This is a genomic window from Synechococcus sp. UW105, assembly GCF_900473935.1.
GTDB lineage: Bacteria > Cyanobacteriota > Cyanobacteriia > PCC-6307 > Cyanobiaceae > Synechococcus_C.
Genome location: NZ_UCNN01000005.1, coordinates 93,947 through 115,192 on the forward strand (window position 1 = coordinate 93,947; position 21,246 = coordinate 115,192).

At 57.1% G+C, this 21,246-nt stretch carries 20 protein-coding genes, 1 tRNA gene and 1 other RNA gene; 10 read left to right on the forward strand and 12 right to left on the reverse strand.

Going from position 1 to position 21,246, the window contains the following annotated elements:
- Positions 1-3: 3 nt before the first annotated feature.
- Entirely contained in the window at positions 4-1,398 is a 1,395-nt protein-coding gene (locus tag DXY16_RS01015) for a cation:proton antiporter (protein WP_115118670.1), read from the reverse strand.
- Between the two features lie 228 nt (positions 1,399-1,626).
- Between DXY16_RS01015 and DXY16_RS01020 the strand changes: the two genes are divergently transcribed.
- The gene (locus DXY16_RS01020) at positions 1,627-4,149 is read left to right on the forward strand and encodes a glycogen/starch/alpha-glucan phosphorylase (RefSeq protein WP_115118672.1); all 2,523 of its coding nucleotides are present in this window, start codon (positions 1,627-1,629) and stop codon (positions 4,147-4,149) included.
- Between the two features lie 187 nt (positions 4,150-4,336).
- On the opposite strand, the gene DXY16_RS01025 is transcribed toward DXY16_RS01020, so the two are convergent.
- The 3 genes from DXY16_RS01025 to DXY16_RS01035 all read right to left on the reverse strand — a co-directional run bounded on the left by DXY16_RS01025 (position 4,337) and on the right by DXY16_RS01035 (position 5,365).
- Positions 4,337-4,792: a hypothetical protein gene (locus DXY16_RS01025; protein ID WP_115118674.1), complete on the reverse strand. Its 456-nt coding sequence runs from the start codon at positions 4,790-4,792 to the stop codon at positions 4,337-4,339.
- 38 nt (positions 4,793-4,830) lie between these two features.
- Positions 4,831-5,196, reverse strand: coding sequence for a hypothetical protein (locus DXY16_RS01030; protein WP_115118676.1), 366 nt, complete (start codon positions 5,194-5,196; stop codon positions 4,831-4,833).
- Positions 5,197-5,291: 95 nt separating this feature from the next.
- Positions 5,292-5,365, reverse strand: a tRNA-Arg gene (locus DXY16_RS01035).
- A 23-nt stretch (positions 5,366-5,388) separates the two neighbouring features.
- On the opposite strand from DXY16_RS01035, the gene rnpB reads away from it, so the two are divergent.
- Positions 5,389-5,780, forward strand: an RNA gene (rnpB, locus tag DXY16_RS01040) — RNase P RNA component class A.
- Here rnpB and DXY16_RS15230 read toward each other — a convergent pair.
- Entirely contained in the window at positions 5,776-5,907 is a 132-nt protein-coding gene (locus DXY16_RS15230; protein WP_256359579.1) for a hypothetical protein, read from the reverse strand. The genes rnpB and DXY16_RS15230 overlap by 5 nt on opposite strands.
- A 319-nt stretch (positions 5,908-6,226) precedes the next feature.
- Between DXY16_RS15230 and DXY16_RS01050 the strand changes: the two genes are divergently transcribed.
- Together DXY16_RS01050 and DXY16_RS01055 are read left to right on the forward strand one after the other, a co-directional pair.
- Positions 6,227-6,691, forward strand: coding sequence for a sigma-70 family RNA polymerase sigma factor (locus DXY16_RS01050; protein ID WP_170953778.1), 465 nt, complete (start codon positions 6,227-6,229; stop codon positions 6,689-6,691).
- A gap of 13 nt (positions 6,692-6,704) precedes the next feature.
- Complete coding sequence (locus DXY16_RS01055; protein WP_115118682.1) at positions 6,705-7,556, forward strand: M10 family metallopeptidase C-terminal domain-containing protein; 852 nt, start codon at positions 6,705-6,707, stop codon at positions 7,554-7,556.
- A gap of 300 nt (positions 7,557-7,856) precedes the next feature.
- On the opposite strand, the gene DXY16_RS01060 is transcribed toward DXY16_RS01055, so the two are convergent.
- Genes DXY16_RS01060 through DXY16_RS01070 form a run of 3 tightly spaced genes read right to left on the reverse strand, consistent with a single transcriptional unit; the run spans position 7,857 to position 10,904 of the window.
- The gene (locus DXY16_RS01060; RefSeq protein WP_115118684.1) at positions 7,857-8,573 is read right to left on the reverse strand and encodes an acylneuraminate cytidylyltransferase family protein; all 717 of its coding nucleotides are present in this window, start codon (positions 8,571-8,573) and stop codon (positions 7,857-7,859) included.
- Entirely contained in the window at positions 8,570-10,135 is a 1,566-nt protein-coding gene (locus DXY16_RS01065; RefSeq protein WP_115118686.1) for an N-acetylneuraminate synthase family protein, read from the reverse strand. The genes DXY16_RS01060 and DXY16_RS01065 overlap by 4 nt, the downstream gene beginning before the upstream one ends.
- On the reverse strand, positions 10,041-10,904 hold the full coding sequence (locus DXY16_RS01070; protein WP_115118689.1) for an inositol monophosphatase family protein: 864 nt from the start codon (positions 10,902-10,904) through the stop codon (positions 10,041-10,043). The genes DXY16_RS01065 and DXY16_RS01070 overlap by 95 nt, the downstream gene beginning before the upstream one ends.
- Positions 10,905-11,280: 376 nt before the next feature.
- On the opposite strand from DXY16_RS01070, the gene rnc reads away from it, so the two are divergent.
- The gene (rnc, locus tag DXY16_RS01080) at positions 11,281-12,036 is read left to right on the forward strand and encodes a ribonuclease III (protein WP_115118691.1); all 756 of its coding nucleotides are present in this window, start codon (positions 11,281-11,283) and stop codon (positions 12,034-12,036) included.
- Here the strand turns inward: rnc and DXY16_RS01085 are convergent.
- Positions 12,003-12,875 (reverse strand): ion transporter, encoded by an 873-nt coding sequence (locus DXY16_RS01085; RefSeq protein WP_115118694.1) that lies wholly within the window; start codon positions 12,873-12,875, stop codon positions 12,003-12,005. The two genes, rnc and DXY16_RS01085, sit on opposite strands and share 34 nt — an antisense overlap.
- Positions 12,875-13,057, reverse strand: a complete 183-nt coding sequence (locus DXY16_RS01090) for an NAD(P)H dehydrogenase subunit NdhS (protein WP_115016600.1) — start codon at positions 13,055-13,057, stop codon at positions 12,875-12,877. The genes DXY16_RS01085 and DXY16_RS01090 overlap by 1 nt, the downstream gene beginning before the upstream one ends.
- A gap of 68 nt (positions 13,058-13,125) precedes the next feature.
- Between DXY16_RS01090 and rimM the strand changes: the two genes are divergently transcribed.
- Together rimM and DXY16_RS01100 are read left to right on the forward strand one after the other, a co-directional pair.
- Positions 13,126-13,680 carry a ribosome maturation factor RimM gene (gene rimM, locus DXY16_RS01095; RefSeq protein ID WP_115118696.1) on the forward strand — a complete coding sequence of 185 codons (555 nt, stop codon included), beginning with the start codon at positions 13,126-13,128 and terminating at the stop codon, positions 13,678-13,680.
- Positions 13,681-13,744: 64 nt separating this feature from the next.
- Positions 13,745-15,211, forward strand: coding sequence for a mannose-1-phosphate guanylyltransferase/mannose-6-phosphate isomerase (locus DXY16_RS01100; RefSeq protein ID WP_115118698.1), 1,467 nt, complete (start codon positions 13,745-13,747; stop codon positions 15,209-15,211).
- Positions 15,212-15,223: 12 nt separating this feature from the next.
- Here DXY16_RS01100 and glmS read toward each other — a convergent pair whose 3' ends face one another.
- Complete coding sequence (gene glmS / locus DXY16_RS01105; RefSeq protein ID WP_115118700.1) at positions 15,224-17,110, reverse strand: glutamine--fructose-6-phosphate transaminase (isomerizing); 1,887 nt, start codon at positions 17,108-17,110, stop codon at positions 15,224-15,226.
- Positions 17,111-17,162: 52 nt separating this feature from the next.
- The gene (psaC, locus tag DXY16_RS01110; protein ID WP_007099573.1) at positions 17,163-17,408 is read right to left on the reverse strand and encodes a photosystem I iron-sulfur center protein PsaC; all 246 of its coding nucleotides are present in this window, start codon (positions 17,406-17,408) and stop codon (positions 17,163-17,165) included.
- 174 nt (positions 17,409-17,582) lie between these two features.
- On the opposite strand from psaC, the gene acpP reads away from it, so the two are divergent.
- From acpP to tkt, 3 genes are all read left to right on the forward strand, one after another.
- Entirely contained in the window at positions 17,583-17,825 is a 243-nt protein-coding gene (gene acpP / locus DXY16_RS01115) for an acyl carrier protein (RefSeq protein WP_007099572.1), read from the forward strand.
- Between the two features lie 8 nt (positions 17,826-17,833).
- Positions 17,834-19,081, forward strand: a complete 1,248-nt coding sequence (fabF, locus tag DXY16_RS01120) for a beta-ketoacyl-ACP synthase II (protein ID WP_115118702.1) — start codon at positions 17,834-17,836, stop codon at positions 19,079-19,081.
- Positions 19,082-19,167: 86 nt separating this feature from the next.
- Positions 19,168-21,177, forward strand: coding sequence for a transketolase (gene tkt / locus DXY16_RS01125; RefSeq protein WP_115118704.1), 2,010 nt, complete (start codon positions 19,168-19,170; stop codon positions 21,175-21,177).
- Positions 21,178-21,246: the final 69 nt, after the last annotated feature.

The window sequence follows — 21,246 nt, forward strand, 5'->3', positions numbered from 1 at the left end:
GGATTAGACCAAGCCGACGGGATCAGCGGCCACCGTGTCATCGACTGTGTCGCCACCGTCGGGCTTGTCACCACCGAGTACCAGCCGCAGCAGGACCGGAGCCAGAAAAGTGGTGCCAATCACCATCAACAGGATGGCGGCCTCCAGCGAAGGGGAGAGCAACCCAGCGCTCGTACCTAAGCCAAGAAAAATCAAGCCCACCTCGCCTCGGGGCATCATTCCCAGGCCAACCACCAGTCGCTTCGTGGGCTGATCGCTCACAAAAGCCCAGCCGGCCGCAATCTTGCCAACGATGGCAATCACGAGGAGGAAACCTGCAACGACGAGTGCCGAACGACTTGCGGGATCGATCGGATTGATCACTGAGAGATCCATCCCAGCACCAACCAACACGAAGAAAATGGTGGCGAAGAGGGTGACGATCGGCAGCACTGCCTGCTGAATCGCGTGATTGTGCTTCGACCCACTGAGGATCAGACCGGCTGCGAAGGCTCCCAATGCCGCTTCCAAACCAATCGCCGTGGCGGCGAAGCAGCTGAAAGAGAGAATCACAAAGGAAGCCACTAGAACCTCGCCTGGGGCTTTGAGCTGGTCGATCAACCAGTCAAAGGCTGGTGCTGCGGTGCGGCTGAGGCCAACGGCAGCCACCACAAAAATGATCGCTGCCGCCACCAGCTTCAGGATCGGTGCGATTGAAAAGGAACCGCCGGCCGCCAGTGATACCACCACCGCCAAGATGACGATGCCGAGGATGTCATCGAGCACAGCAGCACCGATCACGATCTGGCCCTCTCGCGTCTTGAGGTAACCCAGCTCACCGAAGACACTGGCAGTAATCCCAATGCTGGTGGCAGTCATCGACGCACCTGCAAAGACCGCCGGGATCAGATCGACATCGAAGAAGACCATCAGACCGGCGGTACCCAAGGCGAAGGGCAACACCACACCGGCCACCGCCACAGTGAAGGCCTGACCGCCAACCGCCACCAAGTCATCCAACTCACTTTCGAGACCGGTGAGGAAGAGCAGGGCGTACAGGCCGAGAGTGGCCACCGCCTGCAGCGATGGGAATGTTTCGTTGTAGATCTCAGGGATCGATTCCGGTGGAATCGAAGCCAAGCCAGCGATCAGGGCATTGAAACCCTCACTGAGATGAACCTGGGTTTCCGGAGGCACAACCAAATGGAGTCCGGACGCACCAATGATCACGCCTGCGACCAGTTCCCCCAAGATCGTGGGCAACTGAAACCGCACCAGGATCTCTGCCAGTGTGCGGGCCGCCACGAAGATGAGCAGAAAGCGGATCACCCCGATCAACGTCTCCGCGACCTCGATGTCGTGGCTGCTGAGATCGCTCAGCTGCGCCGAGAGCTGGGCCAGCTCAAGCGGGATCAACATCAATGAAAGACTCCTGAATGATTGGGAGATTAAGGGAAGTCCTGGCCGCCAACTGCTCTCGATGGGCAGCCCAGGGAGACGAATCAACCATGGCTCCGTTCCGCACAGTGGACAAGATGCCTGGGCCAGATACTCACGACTCGGTCACAGTTCCTGCACCGTCTGAAGCAGGCATCGTCCAGGGCCTTCACACTTGGGTCATCTCTCGACCAAGTGATATTCCCAACCATGACGATCTCCGAGCCCCTCGATCTACGTCTGCCGACCCCAAGTTGCTACGCCGACCCTGAACGTGCCGGCCTGGATGCCGACGCCGTCTTCGCTGGCATGACCGAGCACCTGTTTTTCACGCTCGGGAAATTGGCGCCGACCGCCAGCCGCCATGACCTCTACATGGCGCTGAGCTATGCAGTGCGCGACCGACTGATGACTCGGTACCTGGCCAGCCTGGAGGCCATCAGGGCTCGACCGCAAAAAACGGTGGCGTACCTCTCTGCGGAATTCCTCATCGGTCCACAACTCAACAACAACCTGCTCAATTTGGGCATCCAGCAGGAAGCGGAGGAAGCGGTGCGCCGCTTCGGGGTTGAGTCGTTGCAGCAGATTCTTGACGTCGAGGAGGAGCCCGGACTGGGCAATGGCGGGCTAGGGAGACTGGCCGCCTGTTACATGGAATCCCTCGCCAGCCTGCAGGTGCCGGCCACGGGCTATGGCATTCGCTACGAATTCGGGATCTTCGACCAACTGATCCGTGATGGCTGGCAAGTCGAAGTCACCGACAAATGGCTGAAAGGCGGATGGCCCTGGGAACTACCCCAACCGGACGAGGCCTGCTTTGTGGGCTTCGGTGGCCGCACCGAGAGTTACACCGACGACAAGGGCAACTACCGCTCCCGCTGGATTCCGGCAGAGCACGCGATTGGAGTGCCCCACGATGTACCAGTGCTGGGCTACAGGGTCAACACCTGCGACCGCCTACGTCTCTGGCGCGCTGATGCCACGGAAAGCTTCGACTTCTATGCCTTCAACATCGGCGATTATTACGGCGCCGTGGAAGAGAAGGTTGGTAGCGAAACCCTCTCCAAGGTGCTCTACCCGAACGATGGCACGGATGAAGGCCGCCGCCTGCGCCTGAAGCAGCAGCACTTCTTCGTGAGCTGTTCCCTACAGGACATGCTACGCAGCCTTGATCAGCGCGGGCTGGCCGTGGAGAACTTCGCCGACTACTGGACGGTGCAGCTCAATGACACCCACCCCGCAATCGCCGTGGCCGAGCTCATGCGGCTACTGATCGACGATCGCCACCTAACCTGGGAGAAGGCCTGGGAAATCACCACCCGCTCAGTGGCCTATACCAATCACACGCTGCTGCCCGAAGCTCTTGAGAAGTGGGACCTAGACCTGTTCTCCAATCTCCTACCCCGCCACTTGGAGCTGATCTACGAGATCAACAGCCGCTTCTTACAACAAGTGCGCCTGCGCTTCCCTGGCAATGACGCCATCATCCGCAAGCTGTCCATCATTGATGAGGACGGCGGCAAGGCCGTGCGCATGGCCCACCTGGCCACCATTGGCGCTCACCACGTGAACGGTGTGGCCGCACTCCACTCCGAACTGGTGCGCACCCAACTGTTGCCAGAGTTCGCCGCCCTCTGGCCCGAGAAGTTCACCAACGTCACCAACGGCGTTACACCACGGCGCTGGGTGGCCCTGGCCAATCCCCCCCTGTCCTCCCTGCTCGAGCAACACGTGGGTAGCGACTGGATCTCCAACATGGAGAACCTGCGCAAGCTGGAAGCCCATCAAAACGACAGCGGCTTCCTCGAGCAGTGGGGCAACACCAAGCTGACCGTGAAGCGCAAACTGTCGAGCTACATCCATCGCCATACAGGCGTCTTGGTGGATCCCGCCAGCCTGTTCGATGTGCAAGTGAAGCGGATCCACGAATACAAGCGCCAGCATCTCAATGCGCTGCAGATCATCACCCAGTACCTGCGGATAAAGAACGGCCAGGCCGACGGCATGGCGCCTCGCACCGTGATCTTCGGGGGCAAAGCTGCTCCGGGCTATTACATGGCCAAGTTGATCATCCGCTTCATTAACGGCATCGCCGAAACGGTGAACGCTGATCCGGACATGGATGGCCGTTTGCGCGTGGTCTTCCTCCCCAACTACACCGTGAAACTGGGCGAGCAGGTGTACCCAGGATCCGACCTTTCCGAGCAAATCTCCACCGCCGGCAAGGAGGCTTCAGGCACCGGCAACATGAAGTTTGCCATGAATGGAGCGCTCACCATCGGCACCCTCGATGGTGCCAACGTCGAGATCCGCGACCAAGTCGGTGCGGACAACTTTTTCCTGTTCGGTCAGACGGTTGAGGAAATCGCTGCACTCAAACGCAGTGGCTATCGCCCATGGGAGGTGATCGACTCAAGCCCCGAGCTTTCGGAAGCGATTCATCTGATCCAGACCGGCCACTTCAGCAACGGCGACGCCGACTTGTTCCGGCCCCTCATCGACAACCTCAGCAACAGCGACCCCTTCTTTGTGATGGCCGACTTCGCTGACTATCTACGGGCCCAAGATGCCGTTAGCCAGGCATGGAGTGATCGCAGTCAGTGGAATCGGATGTCTGTGCTGAATGCCGCTCGAAGCGGGTTCTTTTCCTCCGATCGTTCGATCCAGGAATACTGCGACCACATCTGGAAGGTGAAGCCACTCAAAGTGGATATCACCTGCGACGTGCGCTAATCGAACTCCTCAGTCGTCCTGGATGCTGGCGATCGGAGCACCTCAGCGAGGTGATCATCCGCGTCAGCTCCAACTTCAACTCTTAAGCCAAGGATCAAGACTCAGCTGAAAAGCCCCTCGCAGGCTCATTGGTGGATGGATCGAGACCGATCTGTGATTCAGAGCGCTCAGATCCAATGGGATCAGATCAGCTGCGATCAGGCAGATCAGGCGTCTGGTGCAGCAGACGATTCAAGCGCAGGCGATCTGCATTCAGAGGATCAGGGGCGAGCTCGCCAGCCAGTTCACGGAACTTCTGTTCGATCGCTTCAGGTACGCGCACGTCGAAGATGCGTTCCATCAACGCCTCAATCGAGAACAGGTGAGCGTTGATGTTTTCCAGATCAGCCATGGCCTGATGCAGGGCGTCTGCTGGCTCCTCGGTGGGGCCCACTGGAGTTGCATGGGTCTGAGCTTCAGCCGGACGTGCTCCATGCTGCTTTTGAAGATCCTCCAGCACACGACCGGAGAGCGTGCGGAAGGCCTGAAGAGCAGCCCAACTGAGTTCTTGCTGCTGACGCAGAGTCGGTGATTCCCGAATCAGGCGATCGTGCTCGCGGTAGAAGCGCTGGCAGTCAGGGCATTGACAGGGCTCTTCAGGCACGTCAGACCCTCAAGATCAATCCCCATCATGACATCTGGTTAAGCAGCCAGAGGCGGCTCCCCGGAAAATCCATCGGAATCCGACGGGAAATCAGACAAACCATCGCCACCGTCCTCATCTCTGAGATCAGACATGGCCGGAAGAGGAATCTCAATCGACGACACCACTTGGATCACGTCACGAAGGCGCATCGAATCGGCAAACCATCCCATGGCCTGCTCGGTATCACCACGCCGTTCCGCATCACTGGCCTGATCTTCATGGGCTTCGGCCAAAAGCGCTAACCAGCACAGGCAGCGGGCCTGAACGACTGAGAGATCGAGGTCTGTGGGCTGGGAATCAGCGATGCGCTCGCTTTCCTGCTGCACCAAAAGTCGGAGCCGCAGATCGTGAAGCTGGGTCATGGAACCGGGTTCACTACAACAACGCTAGCGACAGAGTGAGGGAACGCCACCCCGCTAGATGTAGTGGCGGCTACGGGATCACAAGGCAATCATCACGGGGCTGGCGGGACTCGAACCCACGACCTACGGTTTAGGAAACCGTCGCTCTATCCGGCTGAGCTACAGCCCCATTAACAGCCATTATGGGGTTTGAAAGCAGGCGAGGTGGTCGCGATCAGGGCATGCCTGCCTTCGGGCAGACATGGGCCTGGTTGAGGAAAGTCCGGGCTCCCCGATGGCCAGGCTTGCTGGGTAACGCCCAGTGCGGGTGACCGTGAGGAGAGTGCCACAGAAACACACCGCCGATGGCCGGTTCGCCGGCACAGGCAAGGGTGCAAAGGTGCGGTAAGAGCGCACCAGCAGCATCGAGAGGTGCTGGCTCGGTAAACCCCGGCCGGGAGCAAGGCCGAGGAACGACGGTTGGCCATCTACCCCGTTCCGCTTTAGTGCGCCGCTAGAGGTCGTCGGCAACGGCGATCCCAGATAGATGACCGCCCCCTTCCAAAGGAAGGAGAACAGAACCCGGCTTATGCCCTGCTTTCAACCAACCACCACGCAAAGCGTTGGGTCTTTCAGATCCACGCCAGTGGTGGGATTTTTAAATACGACAGCACCGGCTTTTTTGGCTTTTTGAATCCAGCAGTAGTAGTCGGCTGCAAAGGATATGTCCAAGCGGCTAGTCCTTAAAGCAATCATCTCTATGGCGTTCTCTGAGCACTACTCCACACAGGCCAGCCGCGTTGGCCGCGCCTCGATCACCTTCTTTGTCAAGGAAGGTTCTAAGCCGATGATCCGCGCCGCTCTGGCTGATGGAGGCTATGGGACTAGCTACCAGGAAGGCCTCGTGAACATGCTTAATGACCTAATAGAAAGTCAGGACCGCAAGAGGGTGGCTTAAGCCAGTTGGCACTCGTCACAGATCTGACCTATTGAAGAAGGAGCGGAAGGCAATGCGCCCAGCGGGCCATGGGAGCTCCAAACAACAAACTCATTGGCCTACGGCAGGAGTCGTACTCAGGAGCATGCGGAAGCTGTGCTGCGGCTGGCCAAGACCTATTTAAAAAATCAAGCCAAGGCAGAAGACCTCACCCACGATGTCTTTGAACGACTGTGGCGCAGCAACAAGTACAAGGAAGACAAAGGCAGCCTGCGCAGTTATCTGCTGCTGATGACGCGCTCAATGGCGCTGAATCGGCTCAATCAGACCAAGAACCGCCGCTCGATCCTGGAGCGCTGGCGCGGCGAATTCAAACAGGAAACGCCATCACCTGAATCGGACGTTCAATCCAGTGATCGCGCCGCCAAGCTGCAGCTCTGCCTCGCCAAGCTCAGCAACAAACAGCGCTTGATTATTGAGCAGTGCTACCTACACGGCAAAACCCAGCAGCAAATTGCAGAAGAGCTGGCGATGCCCTTGGGATCTGTGAAAACCAAGGCGCGGCGGCTTTGGCGATGACACGATCTCCGGTTTGGCTGGTGATGACATTATCTACACCGCTTCTGGCAACGACAAAGTAGAAGCTGGCGCAGGCAATGACCTGATTATCGGCGGCGATGGTGCTGGTGATGATGTCTATGACGGCGGCTCAGGTGTTGACACCGTTAAATACACTTCAGCCACCGATGACATCACGGTTGACCTTTCCAAAGCCACTGCAACCTCAACCCATGGAGGCGACAAGGCGGGAATTGGTAACGACAAACTTTACAAGATTGAAAACGTCATTGGTGGTCATTACAACGATCAGCTGATTGGTGATACTGCGGATAACACCTTTACTGGTGAGAAGGGCAATGATGTGATTGATGGTGGAGCTGGTAGAGATGCTGCTGTCTTTAAAGGCAAGCTTGAGGACTACACGATCAATCACTCAGGTGCTGCTATTCAGATCACGGATAAGCAAAGTGGAAGAGATGGAAGTGACACTTTGCAGAGCATCGAATCCTTCTCCTTCAGTGATTGGGATGTAGATGATCTAAGAGGATCAATCAATCTGCTGAAAGATTCCTCTGGATTCGGTTACGCCCAGAATTCCGCAGGTCAATCCTCATCGATCACTGCTGCCAATGGCACCCAATGGGGAGATAACACGTGGGCTGGCTGGTCGCTGCGGGGTGCTGAAACTCTCGATGGGGTCAATGCTTCAGCCTGGGAGCACTCCAGCGGCAAGCTCTGGATTGCTCAGCACAACAGCGATTGGACTTACATAGCAAGTGGCGGTTACGTCTCCAGCGGATCAGATGCTTATTTCCAGGCTGAATCTGACTTCGATCAGGACTTCAATGATGACTTGATGGTCGGTGCCGATCCCTTGGCCTGATCTCTCTCAGGTTGCTGGATCAGCTGGGTGCCAATGAGCTGAGGGGCCAGAGAATATTTGGAGTAGTACTGAGGTGCCCCAGAAGTATGCCGACCAGTTGAGGAGGGGGCAGAGCATCGCTCTCGTTTTCCATCAAAAACTGCTTGTACAAGTGAAGGAACGTCAGAAGAAGCAGATGCATCGCTATTAGAAGGCAGGCATCAAAGAAGATCCAACCCTGCTCTCATGACTATCGAGTTGAACCCGGACAGTTCCAACAGGTAGGAACTTCAGTGGTTTACGTCAGCCTCCTTCTGTTTATTAGCTAACATACTTTTCGATAAGTGGAGTTTTTGATGCAATTAAGGCATCCACAATCTCAAAATCATCAATCCCATCTATATCCATGGCACAGAGCCTGTGAATCGGAAGAGCAAGGATACGCTCTCCCAAGAATAGCTCCCCTTTAACAATATTTTTATACCAAAAGATATCCGTATGAAAAACCTTATATGTAGGCGGAAACTCCTGCCTACGAATCATAGAGCGTCCACCATCGTCAAAACAAGGCGATAGAAAACCGTTTCTTACTTCGTAAAGGCGTGGCTCACCCGTGGTTACCATTCTTACAGAATCAATATCTTTGTTTAACATTGAGACGGCTTCTGTTAGATCATCAGTTGATCTGAATGGAAACGTAGGCCTTAGCCAAACAATTATATCCGGCGGACTTATATTGTGAATCTTAAGTTTTTCATCGAGATCTTTCAACACATGCTCTTCCATGCTGTCATCCTGTGCTGCATGCGAGCCACGCAGGAAAGGTACCCATGCTCCATACTCTCGCCCAATTTCTGCATATTGGTCAGAATCAGTAGACAGCAGTATCTTCTCAAAAATATTGGCTTGAACCGCAAAATTTATTGCATGGGCTATTAATGGCTTTCCCGCTAGATTTCGCACATTTTTATCTAATAGCCCTTTTGATCCTGCTCGAGCAGCTACGATTGCCCATATTTTTGCATTGAGCATATTCATCTCGACCTCTTCGAGTACTTATGGTGTTCACTTGAGTTTGTTTTTTTATCTTCAACTCCCAGAACTATTTCTGCCTCTCTAATTTTTTCAACATACTCTCTAAAATCTTCTTTCGTCAAATCTAGAGCTACAGAATCATAGTGAGCCCACTCCGTATTTCCCAGTTTTACGTGCTTCTCCACCATTTGAGCACCAGCTGCCACCGCCATGGTAGATGCAAACCAACCAGTGTCATGGCTCGAGTAGGCAGGAACAAGATAGGGATACCGATAACTGAGATCACGATAGTGTCGAATGACTCCAACGGTGCAGTGATGCTTGGGAGTGGGATAGGCTGAATTACATTGCATCAGGTAAAGCTTGTTGCATTCTGTAAATGTCTCCAGAATATACTTTTCATAGGCTATATCGGTCATACCAGTAGAGAGCACAACACTCCCAGTGTAATGCCGGGCTACATAGCTAAGGTAATCATTATGTTCTGAAATGGTGCTGGGGATCTTGATTAAGTCTGGACTGAACTGCTGTATGAAGTGATACGAAGGTTCATCAAGAACGGAGGCAAACCAACCTATTCCCAGCTGTGAGCAGAGTTTGTCAATATAACAAAAATCTTCCTCGTCCAACTCAAGAGCATTTCTGTAATCTCGAAAAGTTGATCCGAACGGTGATTTGTATTTCCCATCCAGTTGTTCTTGGCTGTAAAAGGTTTCTACGTTGCGTTTTTGAACCTTGACATAATCAGCCCCAGCCGCTCGTGCCGCTCGGATCATCCTTTCTAATCGGTGTCGTTGGCCAAAGTGGTTAGTGGTCAGTTCAGCAGTAACCACTACTCGAGGGCCAAGTTCATGTTCTTCATTGATTGGATTTTTTGGGAGAAACTGATCATTTAGTTCTCCAGTAGATAGAGCAGAAAACTTACGCGACCCCACATGCTTGAGAATCAGTTCCGAATCTCGCAACAAGTACAGAGAATTAACAAAGTAAAACTCTTGAGGCGATATGGCAAGAGCACGTTCCTCGGGGCTGTTGGGCGCGTAATCACGTTCAATAGATTTTGAGTATCCCTTATCAGGGGTAAAGTCGAATCCCACCATATATATTGTTTGTGGCTTCTTGCGAATTCCTGCAAGAATTCTGGCAAGGCGAAGAGCGGAAAGAAATAATACTTCTTCTATCACAAAGCTTTCGGAGGGATCTTCAGTAAGCAAGCGCTGCATCATCACATCACTTTCATTCCCTGAAGATCGAGTACATGGCATATTCACGACGTCTCCCCGTAATGGGGTAAATCCAGGGGGACAAACATACAAACGTGATTTGTATCCATTGCTAGCTACTGATTCCTTTACCCAATCAGCATGGAAAATAGAGATATCAACTGGTACAATTCGCTCAGCATCGTTAATGCCAATCACCATAGAGTTGGCGAAGACCTCTGGATTAATTTCATCAACCGAGGGCCCCTTACCTAGAATGAAGATCGTATCTGTGCCGAATATCGACCCGATATCTTCCAGATGGCTCGAGAAAGTGTCCTTGATAGGGCTTTCCATCGACATGTACTTCGCAGCAGTGCTCCAAGGCTAGTATTAACCCTGGTAAAAGATCCCACGCGTAGGCGCCACGTGGATTGCTGAATCTGGCAAAGCTTCCGGTGATCACGCTGTACATATTGAAAACTGCACACCCCATGAGCCTGCTTTCTTCGGCGTCACCCATCCCATCCAGTATCTCCTGACACATTGAGGAGGAAAACCCGTTGATTCGTGAGTGAACAGGGCGTATAACGTCGCCGGTCATTAGGCGGTCACCAAGCTCAGGCAGAAAAAGTAGGCTGATCAGGTGCTTGCGACTGTGCCAAAGAGTAAAAGAAACGCCCCAAATTTTGAGGCCAGAACAGAAATTTTCAGTACCATCGATTGGATCGAGGATAGCGTAATAGCCTTCCTCATGAGCAGCATCAGTTTGTGAATAACTCTCTTCTCCAGCAAACGCAATGCCAGGAAACTTTTCTCTTAAAAAGCCGTGAATTAAATTCTCTATCAACACATCCGAATTGGTCACTGGACTACCGTCTGGTTTCCAAGTAATTTCATATCGGTGGCTTTGGATTTGATCCATTTGAGAGAGGATCAAGCTGCACATCTCATCGACTACGGAGCGTAAAAAGGGAAGAGTTGGCTGGTTTTTGATGACACTAGTCATTCTTTTTAATTGCAATTTTATGCCCCGGATGCTGATCTTTGCCAAAAGTGCATAGGACAGCCCCTCCAGTACATTTGCGTTGGGCCAGAATAGCCTTGCATTATACCCCCCCAGGATCAACATCAAAAGCCAGTTTCAAACCAACGATGAAAGAGAAAGAAAAGAAGCAGCACATGCCTAAGCGTTGATCACGCGCGGTGTTTTTGTTGCAGCGGGCAATGCTTTAGGAAGTTGCCTCCTACCAATGACCCTCGACAATCAGATGACGCTCGCTCTGTTTCAGGAGCTGCTTATGGCACTAAGGGCTAACGACGCTGATAGCTATCAAGGCATGGCTGGCACTTGGCATTGAACATCTTTGAAGGGATGTAGCTGTTGAGGTCGAGTGTGACTGGATGGTGCCGTTACTGGCGGAGGATGAGAGAGGCAGGCTGATGGCATGGCAACTGGGCGTAAGCCTCTAACCCTTATTGCGAAAGCAGAACAGCAAAACTGAACTGTGCCCATCGATCTGGCCACTGCCTCCACCCCCACCCCATCACGCAGCGATCAACTTCGCTGCTTCTGCGAGGTGCTGGGCGTGAACACCGCCGACAGCCCGGATGAACCCCGCACCCTGTCCCTCCTGGATGAAGCCCTCACCCACACATCAGCGGGACTAGCCATCCATCACGAACGCCTGGAATTTCTCGGCGATGCGGTTCTGAGACTTACAGCCAGTGAATTCATCGAACAGCACTACCCCCAGCTCCCCGTGGGAGAACGTTCAGCGCTCCGGGCCCAGATTGTTAGCGACCGTTGGCTAGCGCAGCTTGGAAAGCAGATCGGGATCGACGCAATGCTTGTGGTCGGCGCCAAGGCCAGGGGAGATGACGCCGGCCAAGCCACGCTGCGGGCGGAAGCCTGCGAAGCCCTGATCGGCGCGATCTATCAAGCCTGGGGGTCTCTAGAACCGGTGCATGCCTGGCTCACACCGCACTGGCAGCGCACCAGTGCTGCGGTACTGGCTGACCCTCACAAGGGCAATGCCAAATCCGCCCTACAGGAGTGGAGTCAAGCCCGCAAGCTAGGGCTGCCCGTCTACAACAGCCTTGAAACCAGTCGACGCCATGGCGACCCACGCCGCTTCCACTGCCAGGTTGAACTGAAGGGAAAGACGCTGGCTGAAGGATGGGGCGGCTCCCGCAGGGACGCAGAGCAGAAGGCGGCTCAGGCGGCCCTTCAAAACGTTGAGGGAGACGGAGCCGAGCGTTGATGCTCGGCTCGTTCACGCTTCGGCAACTCTGCTCCACAGCGATCGCAGAAGCGAGCACGGTTGCGATGACTGACCTGACCGCAGTCAATGCAGCGTATGGCCTGCAAGCTTGCTCGAGCTCCGGACCGACGCAGACCCTCAACAGTGACGATGCCCGTGGGGATGGCAATGATCCCAAAGCCAAGCAGCATCACCAACGCCGCGAGGATTCGGCCCAGCGCCGTCTGGGGCACGATGTCGCCATAACCAACGGTGGTCATGGTCACGATCGCCCAATAGACCCCCTGGGCAACGCTACGGAACTGACTTTCGGGGTGAAAACTCTCCACCACCACCATCACGTAGCCCAAAACAACCTGAAGGATCAAGACAAACAGGATGAAGACAGTGATGCGACGGGCGCTGGCCCGAAGCGCCGCGCCCAGAGCGCGGGCTTCATCCATGAAGCGCAGCAATTTGAACACCCGCAGAATGCGGCCGAACTTGAACACCCACAACACCAAACCACTGCTGATCTGGGGCACTGCAAAAAAGAGCACGGCGCAGAGATCGATCAAGCCATAGAAACTCCGCAAATAAGCCAATGGCCTAGGACTGGCCATCAGATGCAGGGCTAAGTCAGCCGCAAACACCGCCAAGGCAATGCGATCGATCAGATCGACCCAAGCGGGAACAGCACCCTGAACTGACCCGGGCAAAAGTGGTGCGGGCTCGAACATCAAGCCCACAACACTGAGCAGGATGGCCCCGAACACCACAAGGTTGTAAAGACGACCCGCCGTTGTGTCGGAGTCGAGCACCACCCGCGCCAGGCGCCCGCGGATGGTGGTCTTGTCCATCAGCCGGCCTGGAGATCGCGCAGACGCAGGGTGACGAGCTTGTCCCAGTTACCGCCCTCAAACAGCACCGCAGCGCGATCTCCACTGATGCGCTGCACAAACCCGGTGTAACCGTTGTAGATCGAGGTGACATCCACCACCTTCACCGTGGCGCCGGGAAGGATCGGAGCACTGGTGGCCATGACAGGAAAATGATCAGAGCCTCAGTATCGCGTGACGCCATGATCAACAGACTTCTGCACGAGCGGCCATGGCCGGCCACGGCACCACCACTTCAAGCGATCCGGCTGAATGGCTCACCGTTGGCAAGGTCGTAGGCGTTCAAGGCCTGCGAGGGGAGCTGCGCATTAACCCCGCCAGCGATTTCCCGGAGCGTTTCACGGAACCCGGTGCCCGCTGGTTGCAAGCCAAAGGCAACCCGCCCAAGCCAGTGGAGCTCAAAAGCGGCCGTCAGCTGCCGGGGAAGAGCCTGTTCGTGGTGCGTTTTGAAGGCATCAATGACCGCAGCGGCGCCGAAGCCCTTGTGGGGCAAAGCCTTGTCGTACCAGCCGATGACCGACCCGAACTGGCTGAGGGTGAGTTCCACCTCCTCGACCTGGTGGGCCTGGAGGCCCGTCTCGGCACCGAGGGCACGGTGATTGGCACCGTCACCGACCTCACCAGCGCCGGGAACGACCTGCTGGAAATTGAACGGGACGATGGACGCCGCCTCCTGATCCCTTTCGTGGAAGCGATTGTGCCGGAGGTGCACCTCAAGGAGGGCTGGCTGCTGCTCACCCCGCCACCGGGACTGCTGGAGCTTTGACCTCCAAGGGCTGACAGCGATAGGGACGTGGGGCAGGATCGAGCCATCACGCGTCCAGGCTTCGGTGAGCACCCCCTTAATCCCTGTGATTCTTTGCGGAGGCACAGGAACCCGTCTCTGGCCTCTTTCCCGCGCCAGCTACCCAAAGCAGTACTGGCCGCTGGGGGACAGCGGTGAGGAGACCCTGCTGCAACAGACCCAGCAACGCCTGGAGGGGCTGGACGATCTGCAGGATCCGCTGCTGATCTGCAATGACGACCACCGGTTCATCGTGGCCGAGCAGATGCGCCAAATCGGCGTGAAACCTGGTGCGATCCTGCTGGAACCAATGGGTCGCAACACCGCACCCGCCGTCGCCATCGCCGCCCTGCAGGCAACGGTCAAGGGAGAAGACCCGCTGCTTCTAGTGCTCGCAGCCGACCACGTCATCCGTGATGGCGAGCGCTTTCGCGCCACGGTTCAAGCCGGCCGGAGCGCAGCGGAGGCTGGCCGATTGGTGACCTTTGGGATCGTGCCCACGGCACCCGAAACCGGCTACGGCTACATCGAAGCCACTGAACCTTTACAAGCAGGAACTCTGAGCCCAGCCCCAATTGCACGCTTTGTAGAAAAACCAGACCAAGCCACCGCTGAGCAGTTCCTCACCACCGGCCGCTTCACCTGGAACAGCGGCATGTTCCTATTCCGGGCCAGCGCCATGCTGGCGGAACTGGAACGACTCGCCCCCGAGGTGGTGAGCTGCTGCAGGTCGGCACTGGAGCAAGACCATCCCGACCTTGACTTCCGTCGCCTCGACCACCATGCGTTCGCCCGTTGCCCCGAGGTGGCCATCGATGTAGCAGTGATGGAGCAGACCCAATTGGGCAGCGTGCTCCCCCTCGATGCTGGATGGAGTGATGTGGGGAGCTGGAGCGCCCTTTGGGACACCTCCAACAAGGACGCTGACGGCAACGTGCTGCGCGGCCGTGTCATCAGCGAAAACAGCCGCAACTGCTACCTACGCAGCGAGCACCGTCTCGTGGTGGGCCTAGGGGTCGAGAACCTTGTTGTGGTTGAAACCGATGACGCCGTGCTGATCGCCAATCGTGATCAGGCCCAGAACATCAAGAAAGTGGTCGCCCAACTGGAGGCTGACGGCAGCCCCGAGGGCAAGGCCCACCGCAAGATCTACCGACCCTGGGGCCATTACACCGGCGTGATGGAGGGCAGCCGTTGGCAAGTCAAACGCATCTCCGTGAAGCCAGGCGAGAGCCTGTCACTACAGATGCACCATCACCGAGCTGAGCACTGGGTCGTCGTGCGCGGTACAGCTTTGGTGGAGCGCGACGGCGATGAACAACTTGTGGGCGAAAACCAGAGCACCTATATCCCGATGGGCTGCCACCACCGCCTCAGCAATCCCGGACGCATCCCTGTGGAGATGATCGAAGTGCAGAGCGGCGAGTACCTCGGCGAAGACGACATCGTGCGCTTCGACGATGTGTATGGGCGCAGTGATCAACAGCTAGATCCAAGCGAAAAAGCCGCCTGAACCCGCTTTGGATCACTCCACCGTGACGCTCTTGGCCAGGTTGCGGGGCTGATCCACATCGAGGCCGCGATGCGCAGCGATGTGATAGCTGAGCAACTGCATCGGCACCACGGTGAGCAGGGGACTGATCCATTCGCTCACCTTGGGAACTGCCAGCAGATCATCGAACAACTCAGTATCCGGGCCTTCAGGAGCTACACCAATCAAACGCGCATCCCTGGCCTTCGCTTCCTGGGCATTGCTAAGCACCTTCTCAAAGACACTCCCGGGCACTGCGATCGACACTACGGGCACATGGGCATCGAGCAAAGCAATCGGACCATGCTTCATCTCTCCGGCGGGATACCCCTCGGCGTGGATATAGCTGATCTCCTTGAGCTTCAGAGCACCTTCCAGAGCGATCGGATAGTTGATGCCCCTACCGAGGAAAATCACATCCTGCGTTTCTGCAAAACGGTGGGCAAGCGCCTCTGACTGCTTGTCGTGCGCATCGACCAGCTGACGCAACTGGGTCGGAAGCTGGCGCAACTCCTGTACCAAATCATGAATCTCCGCATCGCTGCGATGACCCCGACGGGCTGCGAAGGCCAACGCCAAAGCGTAAAAAGCGAGCAACTGGCCGAGAAAAGTCTTGGTGGCAGCCACACCAACCTCAATACCGGCGCCGATGTCGAGGATCGCGTCCACCTGGCGCGCCAGGGAACTTTCCGGTCGATTGGTGATCCCCAACTGGCGGCTGGCATAGGCAGGATCTAGATGGCCAGCACGACGGTCCGACTCCATGGCCAGAGCAGCCAAGGTGTCGGCTGTTTCACCCGACTGGGTGACGCCGATCGTGAGGGTGTTCGGTGCCAACGGAGGCGGGGCATAGCGAAATTCACTGGCGTAGAAAACGCTTGTGGGGAGGCCAGCGAACTGCTCCAGCAGATAGCCCCCGACCTGGGCAGCATGGCGACTGGTGCCGCAGGCCAGGATCTGGATGCGCTCGACCCCGGCATAGAAGTCTTCATCAAAGGGCAAGGCGACAGGATTGCCGGCCGTTAAGCCAGCAGGTAGATGGCGTGCCACCCACAGTTCAGCTGTTTCCGGTTGCTCATGAATCTCCTTGAGCATGAAGTGGCGGAAATCACGCTTATCCGCCACTCCCTCCTGGTTACTGAGCACGGTGGGCGTGCGCTGCTGGCGCTCTCCTTGCGCGTTATAGAGCTCGATGCCGAGAGGACTGAGCAGAGCCACCTCCCCGTCTTCCATCGGCAAAATCGTGCGGGTGAAACCGGCCAACGCAGGCGTATCACTGGCGCAGATGAATTCCCCCTCCCCCAGGCCGATGAGCAGCGGCGCGGCGCGGCGCGCCACCACCAGGGCCCCAGGCACCTCCGCCCAAACCACTGCCAGCGCATAGGCCCCTTGCAGTGCGGGCAATACCGCTTGAAGAGCAGTGAGCAACAGGGCACCACTGGGCTGCTCACCAGCAGCAACAAGACGGTCCAACTCGGCTCCCACCAGATGGGGAATCACCTCGGTGTCGGTCTCGGACTGAAAAACCACCCCAGCCGCTGTCAGCTCGTCCCGCAGGCTTCGGTGGTTCTCAATGATGCCGTTCTGCACCACCGCCACCCGTCCGGAACCGTTGCGATGGGGATGGGCGTTGTGTTCCTCCGGCTTGCCATGGGTCGCCCAGCGGGTATGACCGATGCCGCACAGCCCAGGGGCTCCCTCCTGGTCGACACGGGCAGTGAGATTCACCAGCTTGCCCTTGGCCCGAACGCAGTGCAGCTCACCGTTCTCAACGGTGGCCACACCGGCTGAGTCATAACCGCGGTATTCCAGCTGACGCAGACCCTCCAACAGCAACGGGGAAGCGTCCCTAGAGCCGATCACCGCAACGATTCCGCACATACAAAAAAAGCCCGGCTGAAGCCGGGCTGAGCTTATTGCTTTTCAGAAGTGATCAGTAGGCCAAGCCCATGCTTCGGCTGGTCTCATCACCAAGATAAACACGGATGCTGAGGAAGTCCGTGGGACAGGCGGTTTCACAACGCTTGCAACCGACGCAATCTTCAGTGCGAGGAGATGAAGCGATCTGACCGGCCTTGCAACCGTCCCAGGGCACCATCTCAAGAACATCGAGAGGGCAGGCACGCACACACTGTGTGCAGCCGATGCAGGTGTCGTAGATCTTGACGGCGTGGGACATGCGTCCGGTCCTGAACAAATGGCTTGGCGCCAACGTACCCGCCATCAACGCAGCTGAACCACACTCACGCTGGGGCCTTCACCGTTGTTAACGACAGTGGGGGCTTGAAGAGGGGGCCAAAAGCAGGGGTCACTGAGGCCAGCCCGTAAGATGCGTCGTCCCGTCTTCACGGCTATGTCCCAGGAAGCGATCCTAGAAAAAGTCCGTTCGATCGTGGCGGAGCAGCTCAGCGTCGATGCCGGCGAGGTCAAGCCGGAGTCGAATTTCCAGAACGATCTCGGCGCCGACTCCCTCGACACAGTTGAACTCGTGATGGCCCTGGAAGAGGCCTTTGACATCGAAATCCCCGATGAAGCTGCTGAGGGCATCACCACCGTCGGTGACGCCGTCAAGTACATCGAAGACAAGCAGGCCTGAGGATTGGCATGGTGAAGGGTCTTCAACGCGTTGTGGTCACCGGCCTCGGCGCGGTGACACCGATTGGCAATACCGTTTCCGACTATTGGAACGGTCTCGCTTCGGGCTGCAATGGCGTAGCGGGCATCACCCTGTTCGATGCGTCAGCTCATGCCTGTCGGTTCGCTGCAGAGGTCAAGGACTTTGACCCCACTGGATTCCTTGAAGCCAAGGAAGCGAAGCGCTGGGATCGGTTCTGCAAGTTCGGTGTGGTGGCAGCCAAACAAGCTGTTGCTGATGCCGGCCTCGAGATCACCGAGGCCAATGCTGATCGAATCGGTGTCAGCATCGGATCGGGCGTGGGTGGGCTGCTCACGATGGAGACTCAGGCCCATGTGCTTGACGGCAAGGGCCCTGGACGGGTCAGTCCGTTCACAGTGCCCATGATGATTCCCAACATGGCCACTGGCCTGGCGGCGATCGCCCTTGGCGCCAAAGGTCCCAGTTCAGCTGTTGCTACCGCCTGTGCAGCTGGCTCCAACTCAGTGGGCGATGCCTTCCGGCTGCTGCAGCTAGGTAAGGCCGACGTCATGATCTGCGGTGGTGCTGAATCCGCCATCACGCCACTTGGAGTGGCTGGTTTCGCCAGCGCCAAGGCATTGTCTTTCCGCAACGATGACCCAGCCTCAGCAAGCCGACCCTTCGACAAAGAACGCGACGGCTTTGTGATTGGCGAAGGAGCCGGCGTGCTGGTCCTCGAGACCCTGGCCCACGCGGAGGCTCGAGGCGCCACGGTACTGGCCGAAGTGGTGGGTTACGGCACCACATGCGATGCCCATCACATCACCGCACCGACCCCCGGTGGCGTTGGTGGTGCAGCAGCAATCCGCCTCGCCCTTGAGGACGGAGAGATCAGTGCTGAATCCGTGGATTACATCAATGCCCACGGCACCAGCACCCCAGCCAACGACAGCAACGAGACCGCTGCGATCAAGAGCGCCCTTGGCTCTCGTGCTCTCGCAATTCCAGTGAGCTCCACCAAGTCGATGACAGGCCACCTCCTAGGAGGATCCGGCGGCATCGAAGCGGTGGCCAGCGTGCTGGCAATCCGCAACGGCGTGGTGCCTCCCACCATCAACTACGCCAATCCCGATCCCGACTGTGATCTGGATGTCGTGCCCAACACGGCCCGTGAGCACACACTGGGAACCGTGCTCTCCAACTCCTTCGGCTTCGGCGGCCACAACGTCTGCCTTGCCTTCCGTCGCATGCGCTGAACCAGCCGATAGGTGGCACGCTTTCGTGCCGCCGACCCGTTGTTTCAGACTGACGGCATTCTTTACCGCTTCTCCACTCGTACGCCATGGTCGCCGCGCCCGCTTCTATCGACACGCTCTGCGTCAACAGCATCCGCATGCTGGCCGTTGACGCCATCAACAAATCCAAGAGCGGTCACCCCGGCCTTCCCATGGGCTGCGCTCCGATGGGCTATGCGCTATGGGACAAGTTCCTGAAGCACAACCCCAAGAACCCCAAATGGTTCAACCGCGACCGCTTCGTGCTCTCCGCGGGTCATGGCTGCATGTTGCTCTATGCGCTGCTGCACCTCACCGGCTACGACTCGGTGTCGATTGAAGACATCAAAAACTTCCGCCAGTGGGGCTCCAAGACCCCAGGACACCCTGAAACCTTTGAAACCCCGGGTGTGGAAGTGACCACCGGGCCTCTCGGTGCGGGCATCTCAAACGCAGTGGGCCTGGCGATCGCCGAAACCCATCTCGCTGCCAAATTCAACAAACCCGGTTCAACCCTTGTCGACCATTACACCTATGTGGTGATGGGTGACGGCTGCAACCAGGAAGGCGTCGCATCGGAAGCCGCGTCCTTGGCTGGACATTTGAAGCTGGGCAAGCTGATCGCTCTTTACGACGACAACAGCATCACGATCGACGGACGCACCGACGTGTCCTTCACCGAAGACGTTCTCAAGCGCTACGAGGCCTACGGCTGGCATGTGCAGCATGTGGCCGAAGGCAATACCGATGTGGATGCCATCACCAAGGCAATCGAAGCCGCCAAGGCTGTGACCGACAAGCCTTCGATCATCAAGGTCACCACCACCATTGGCTACGGCTCACCCAACAAAAGCGACACCGCAGGTGTGCACGGTGCCCCTCTGGGAGAAGACGAAACAGCCCTGACCCGTCAGCAGCTGAACTGGAACTACGGCGCCTTTGAAGTCCCCCAAGAGGCCTATGACCAGTTCCGCCAGGCCATCGAGCGCGGCGCCAGCCTCGAGGCCGAATGGAACCAAACCCTGGCCACCTACCGCACCCAATATCCAGCTGAGGCCGCAGTCTTCGAGCGGATGCTCCGGGGTGAACTCCCCGAGGGTTGGGATAAGAATCTGCCCACCTACACCCCTGAGGACGGCGGACTGGCAACCCGCAAGCACTCTCAGATCTGCCTTGGTGCCCTCGGCCCCAACCTTCCCGAACTGATTGGTGGCTCGGCCGACCTCACCCACTCCAACTACACCGACATCAAGGGCGAAACCGGCTCCTTCCAACCCGAGAGCCCCGAGAAGCGCTACCTCCACTTCGGTGTGCGTGAACACGCCATGGCCGCGATCCTGAACGGCATTGCCTATCACAACAGTGGCCTGATCCCCTACGGCGGCACATTTCTGGTGTTTGCCGACTACATGCGCGGCTCCATGCGCCTGTCAGCCCTGAGTGAGCTGGGTGTGATCTACGTGCTCACCCACGATTCCATCGGTGTGGGCGAAGACGGTCCTACCCACCAACCGATTGAGACCATCCCCTCGCTTCGTGCGATTCCGAACATGCTGGTGTTCCGTCCAGGCGACGGCAACGAGACCAGCGGTGCCTACAAGCTGGCGATCGAAAACCGCAAACGCCCCAGCGCCCTGTGCCTCAGCCGCCAGAACATGGCCAACCAGGCCAACTCCTCGATCGACAAAGTGGCCCTCGGTGGCTACATCCTCGAGGACTGTGACGGCACTCCTGAGCTGATCCTGATCGGCACAGGCTCCGAACTGGACCTCTGCGTTCAGGCCGCCAAACAGCTCAGCAGCGAGGGCCGCAAAGTACGCGTGGTTTCGATGCCCTGTGTGGAACTGTTCGACGAACAGAGCGACGCCTATAAGGAGCAGGTGCTTCCCTCTGCCGTGCGCAAACGGATCGTGGTCGAAGCCGCCGAAACCTTCGGCTGGCATCGCTTCATCGGTCTCGATGGCGACAGCGTCACCATGCACCGCTTCGGCGCTTCGGCACCCGGCGGAACCTGTATGAAGGAATTCGGTTTCACCGTGGACAACGTGGTGACCAAGTCGAAAGCTCTGCTGGGCTGATCCTCGACTGAGATAGGAATGACCTTCGGGTCCATTCAACCAAGCGTCCGAGCCCTCCTAACGGGGGGC

Coding starts and splice junctions, on each gene's coding strand:
- DXY16_RS01015 (WP_115118670.1), bottom strand. CDS start 1,398: ATGTTGATCCCGCTTGAGCTGGCCCAGCTCTCGGCGCAGCTGAGCGAT.
- DXY16_RS01020 (WP_115118672.1), top strand. CDS start 1,627: ATGACGATCTCCGAGCCCCTCGATCTACGTCTGCCGACCCCAAGTTGC.
- DXY16_RS01030 (WP_115118676.1), bottom strand. CDS start 5,196: ATGACCCAGCTTCACGATCTGCGGCTCCGACTTTTGGTGCAGCAGGAA.
- DXY16_RS01060 (WP_115118684.1), bottom strand. CDS start 8,573: ATGAATATGCTCAATGCAAAAATATGGGCAATCGTAGCTGCTCGAGCA.
- DXY16_RS01065 (WP_115118686.1), bottom strand. CDS start 10,135: ATGTCGATGGAAAGCCCTATCAAGGACACTTTCTCGAGCCATCTGGAA.
- DXY16_RS01070 (WP_115118689.1), bottom strand. CDS start 10,904: ATGTTGATCCTGGGGGGGTATAATGCAAGGCTATTCTGGCCCAACGCA.
- DXY16_RS01085 (WP_115118694.1), bottom strand. CDS start 12,875: ATGGACAAGACCACCATCCGCGGGCGCCTGGCGCGGGTGGTGCTCGAC.
- DXY16_RS01090 (WP_115016600.1), bottom strand. CDS start 13,057: ATGGCCACCAGTGCTCCGATCCTTCCCGGCGCCACGGTGAAGGTGGTG.
- rimM (WP_115118696.1), top strand. CDS start 13,126: ATGGCCGGCCACGGCACCACCACTTCAAGCGATCCGGCTGAATGGCTC.
- glmS (WP_115118700.1), bottom strand. CDS start 17,110: ATGTGCGGAATCGTTGCGGTGATCGGCTCTAGGGACGCTTCCCCGTTG.
- psaC (WP_007099573.1), bottom strand. CDS start 17,408: ATGTCCCACGCCGTCAAGATCTACGACACCTGCATCGGCTGCACACAG.
- acpP (WP_007099572.1), top strand. CDS start 17,583: ATGTCCCAGGAAGCGATCCTAGAAAAAGTCCGTTCGATCGTGGCGGAG.
- fabF (WP_115118702.1), top strand. CDS start 17,834: ATGGTGAAGGGTCTTCAACGCGTTGTGGTCACCGGCCTCGGCGCGGTG.
- tkt (WP_115118704.1), top strand. CDS start 19,168: ATGGTCGCCGCGCCCGCTTCTATCGACACGCTCTGCGTCAACAGCATC.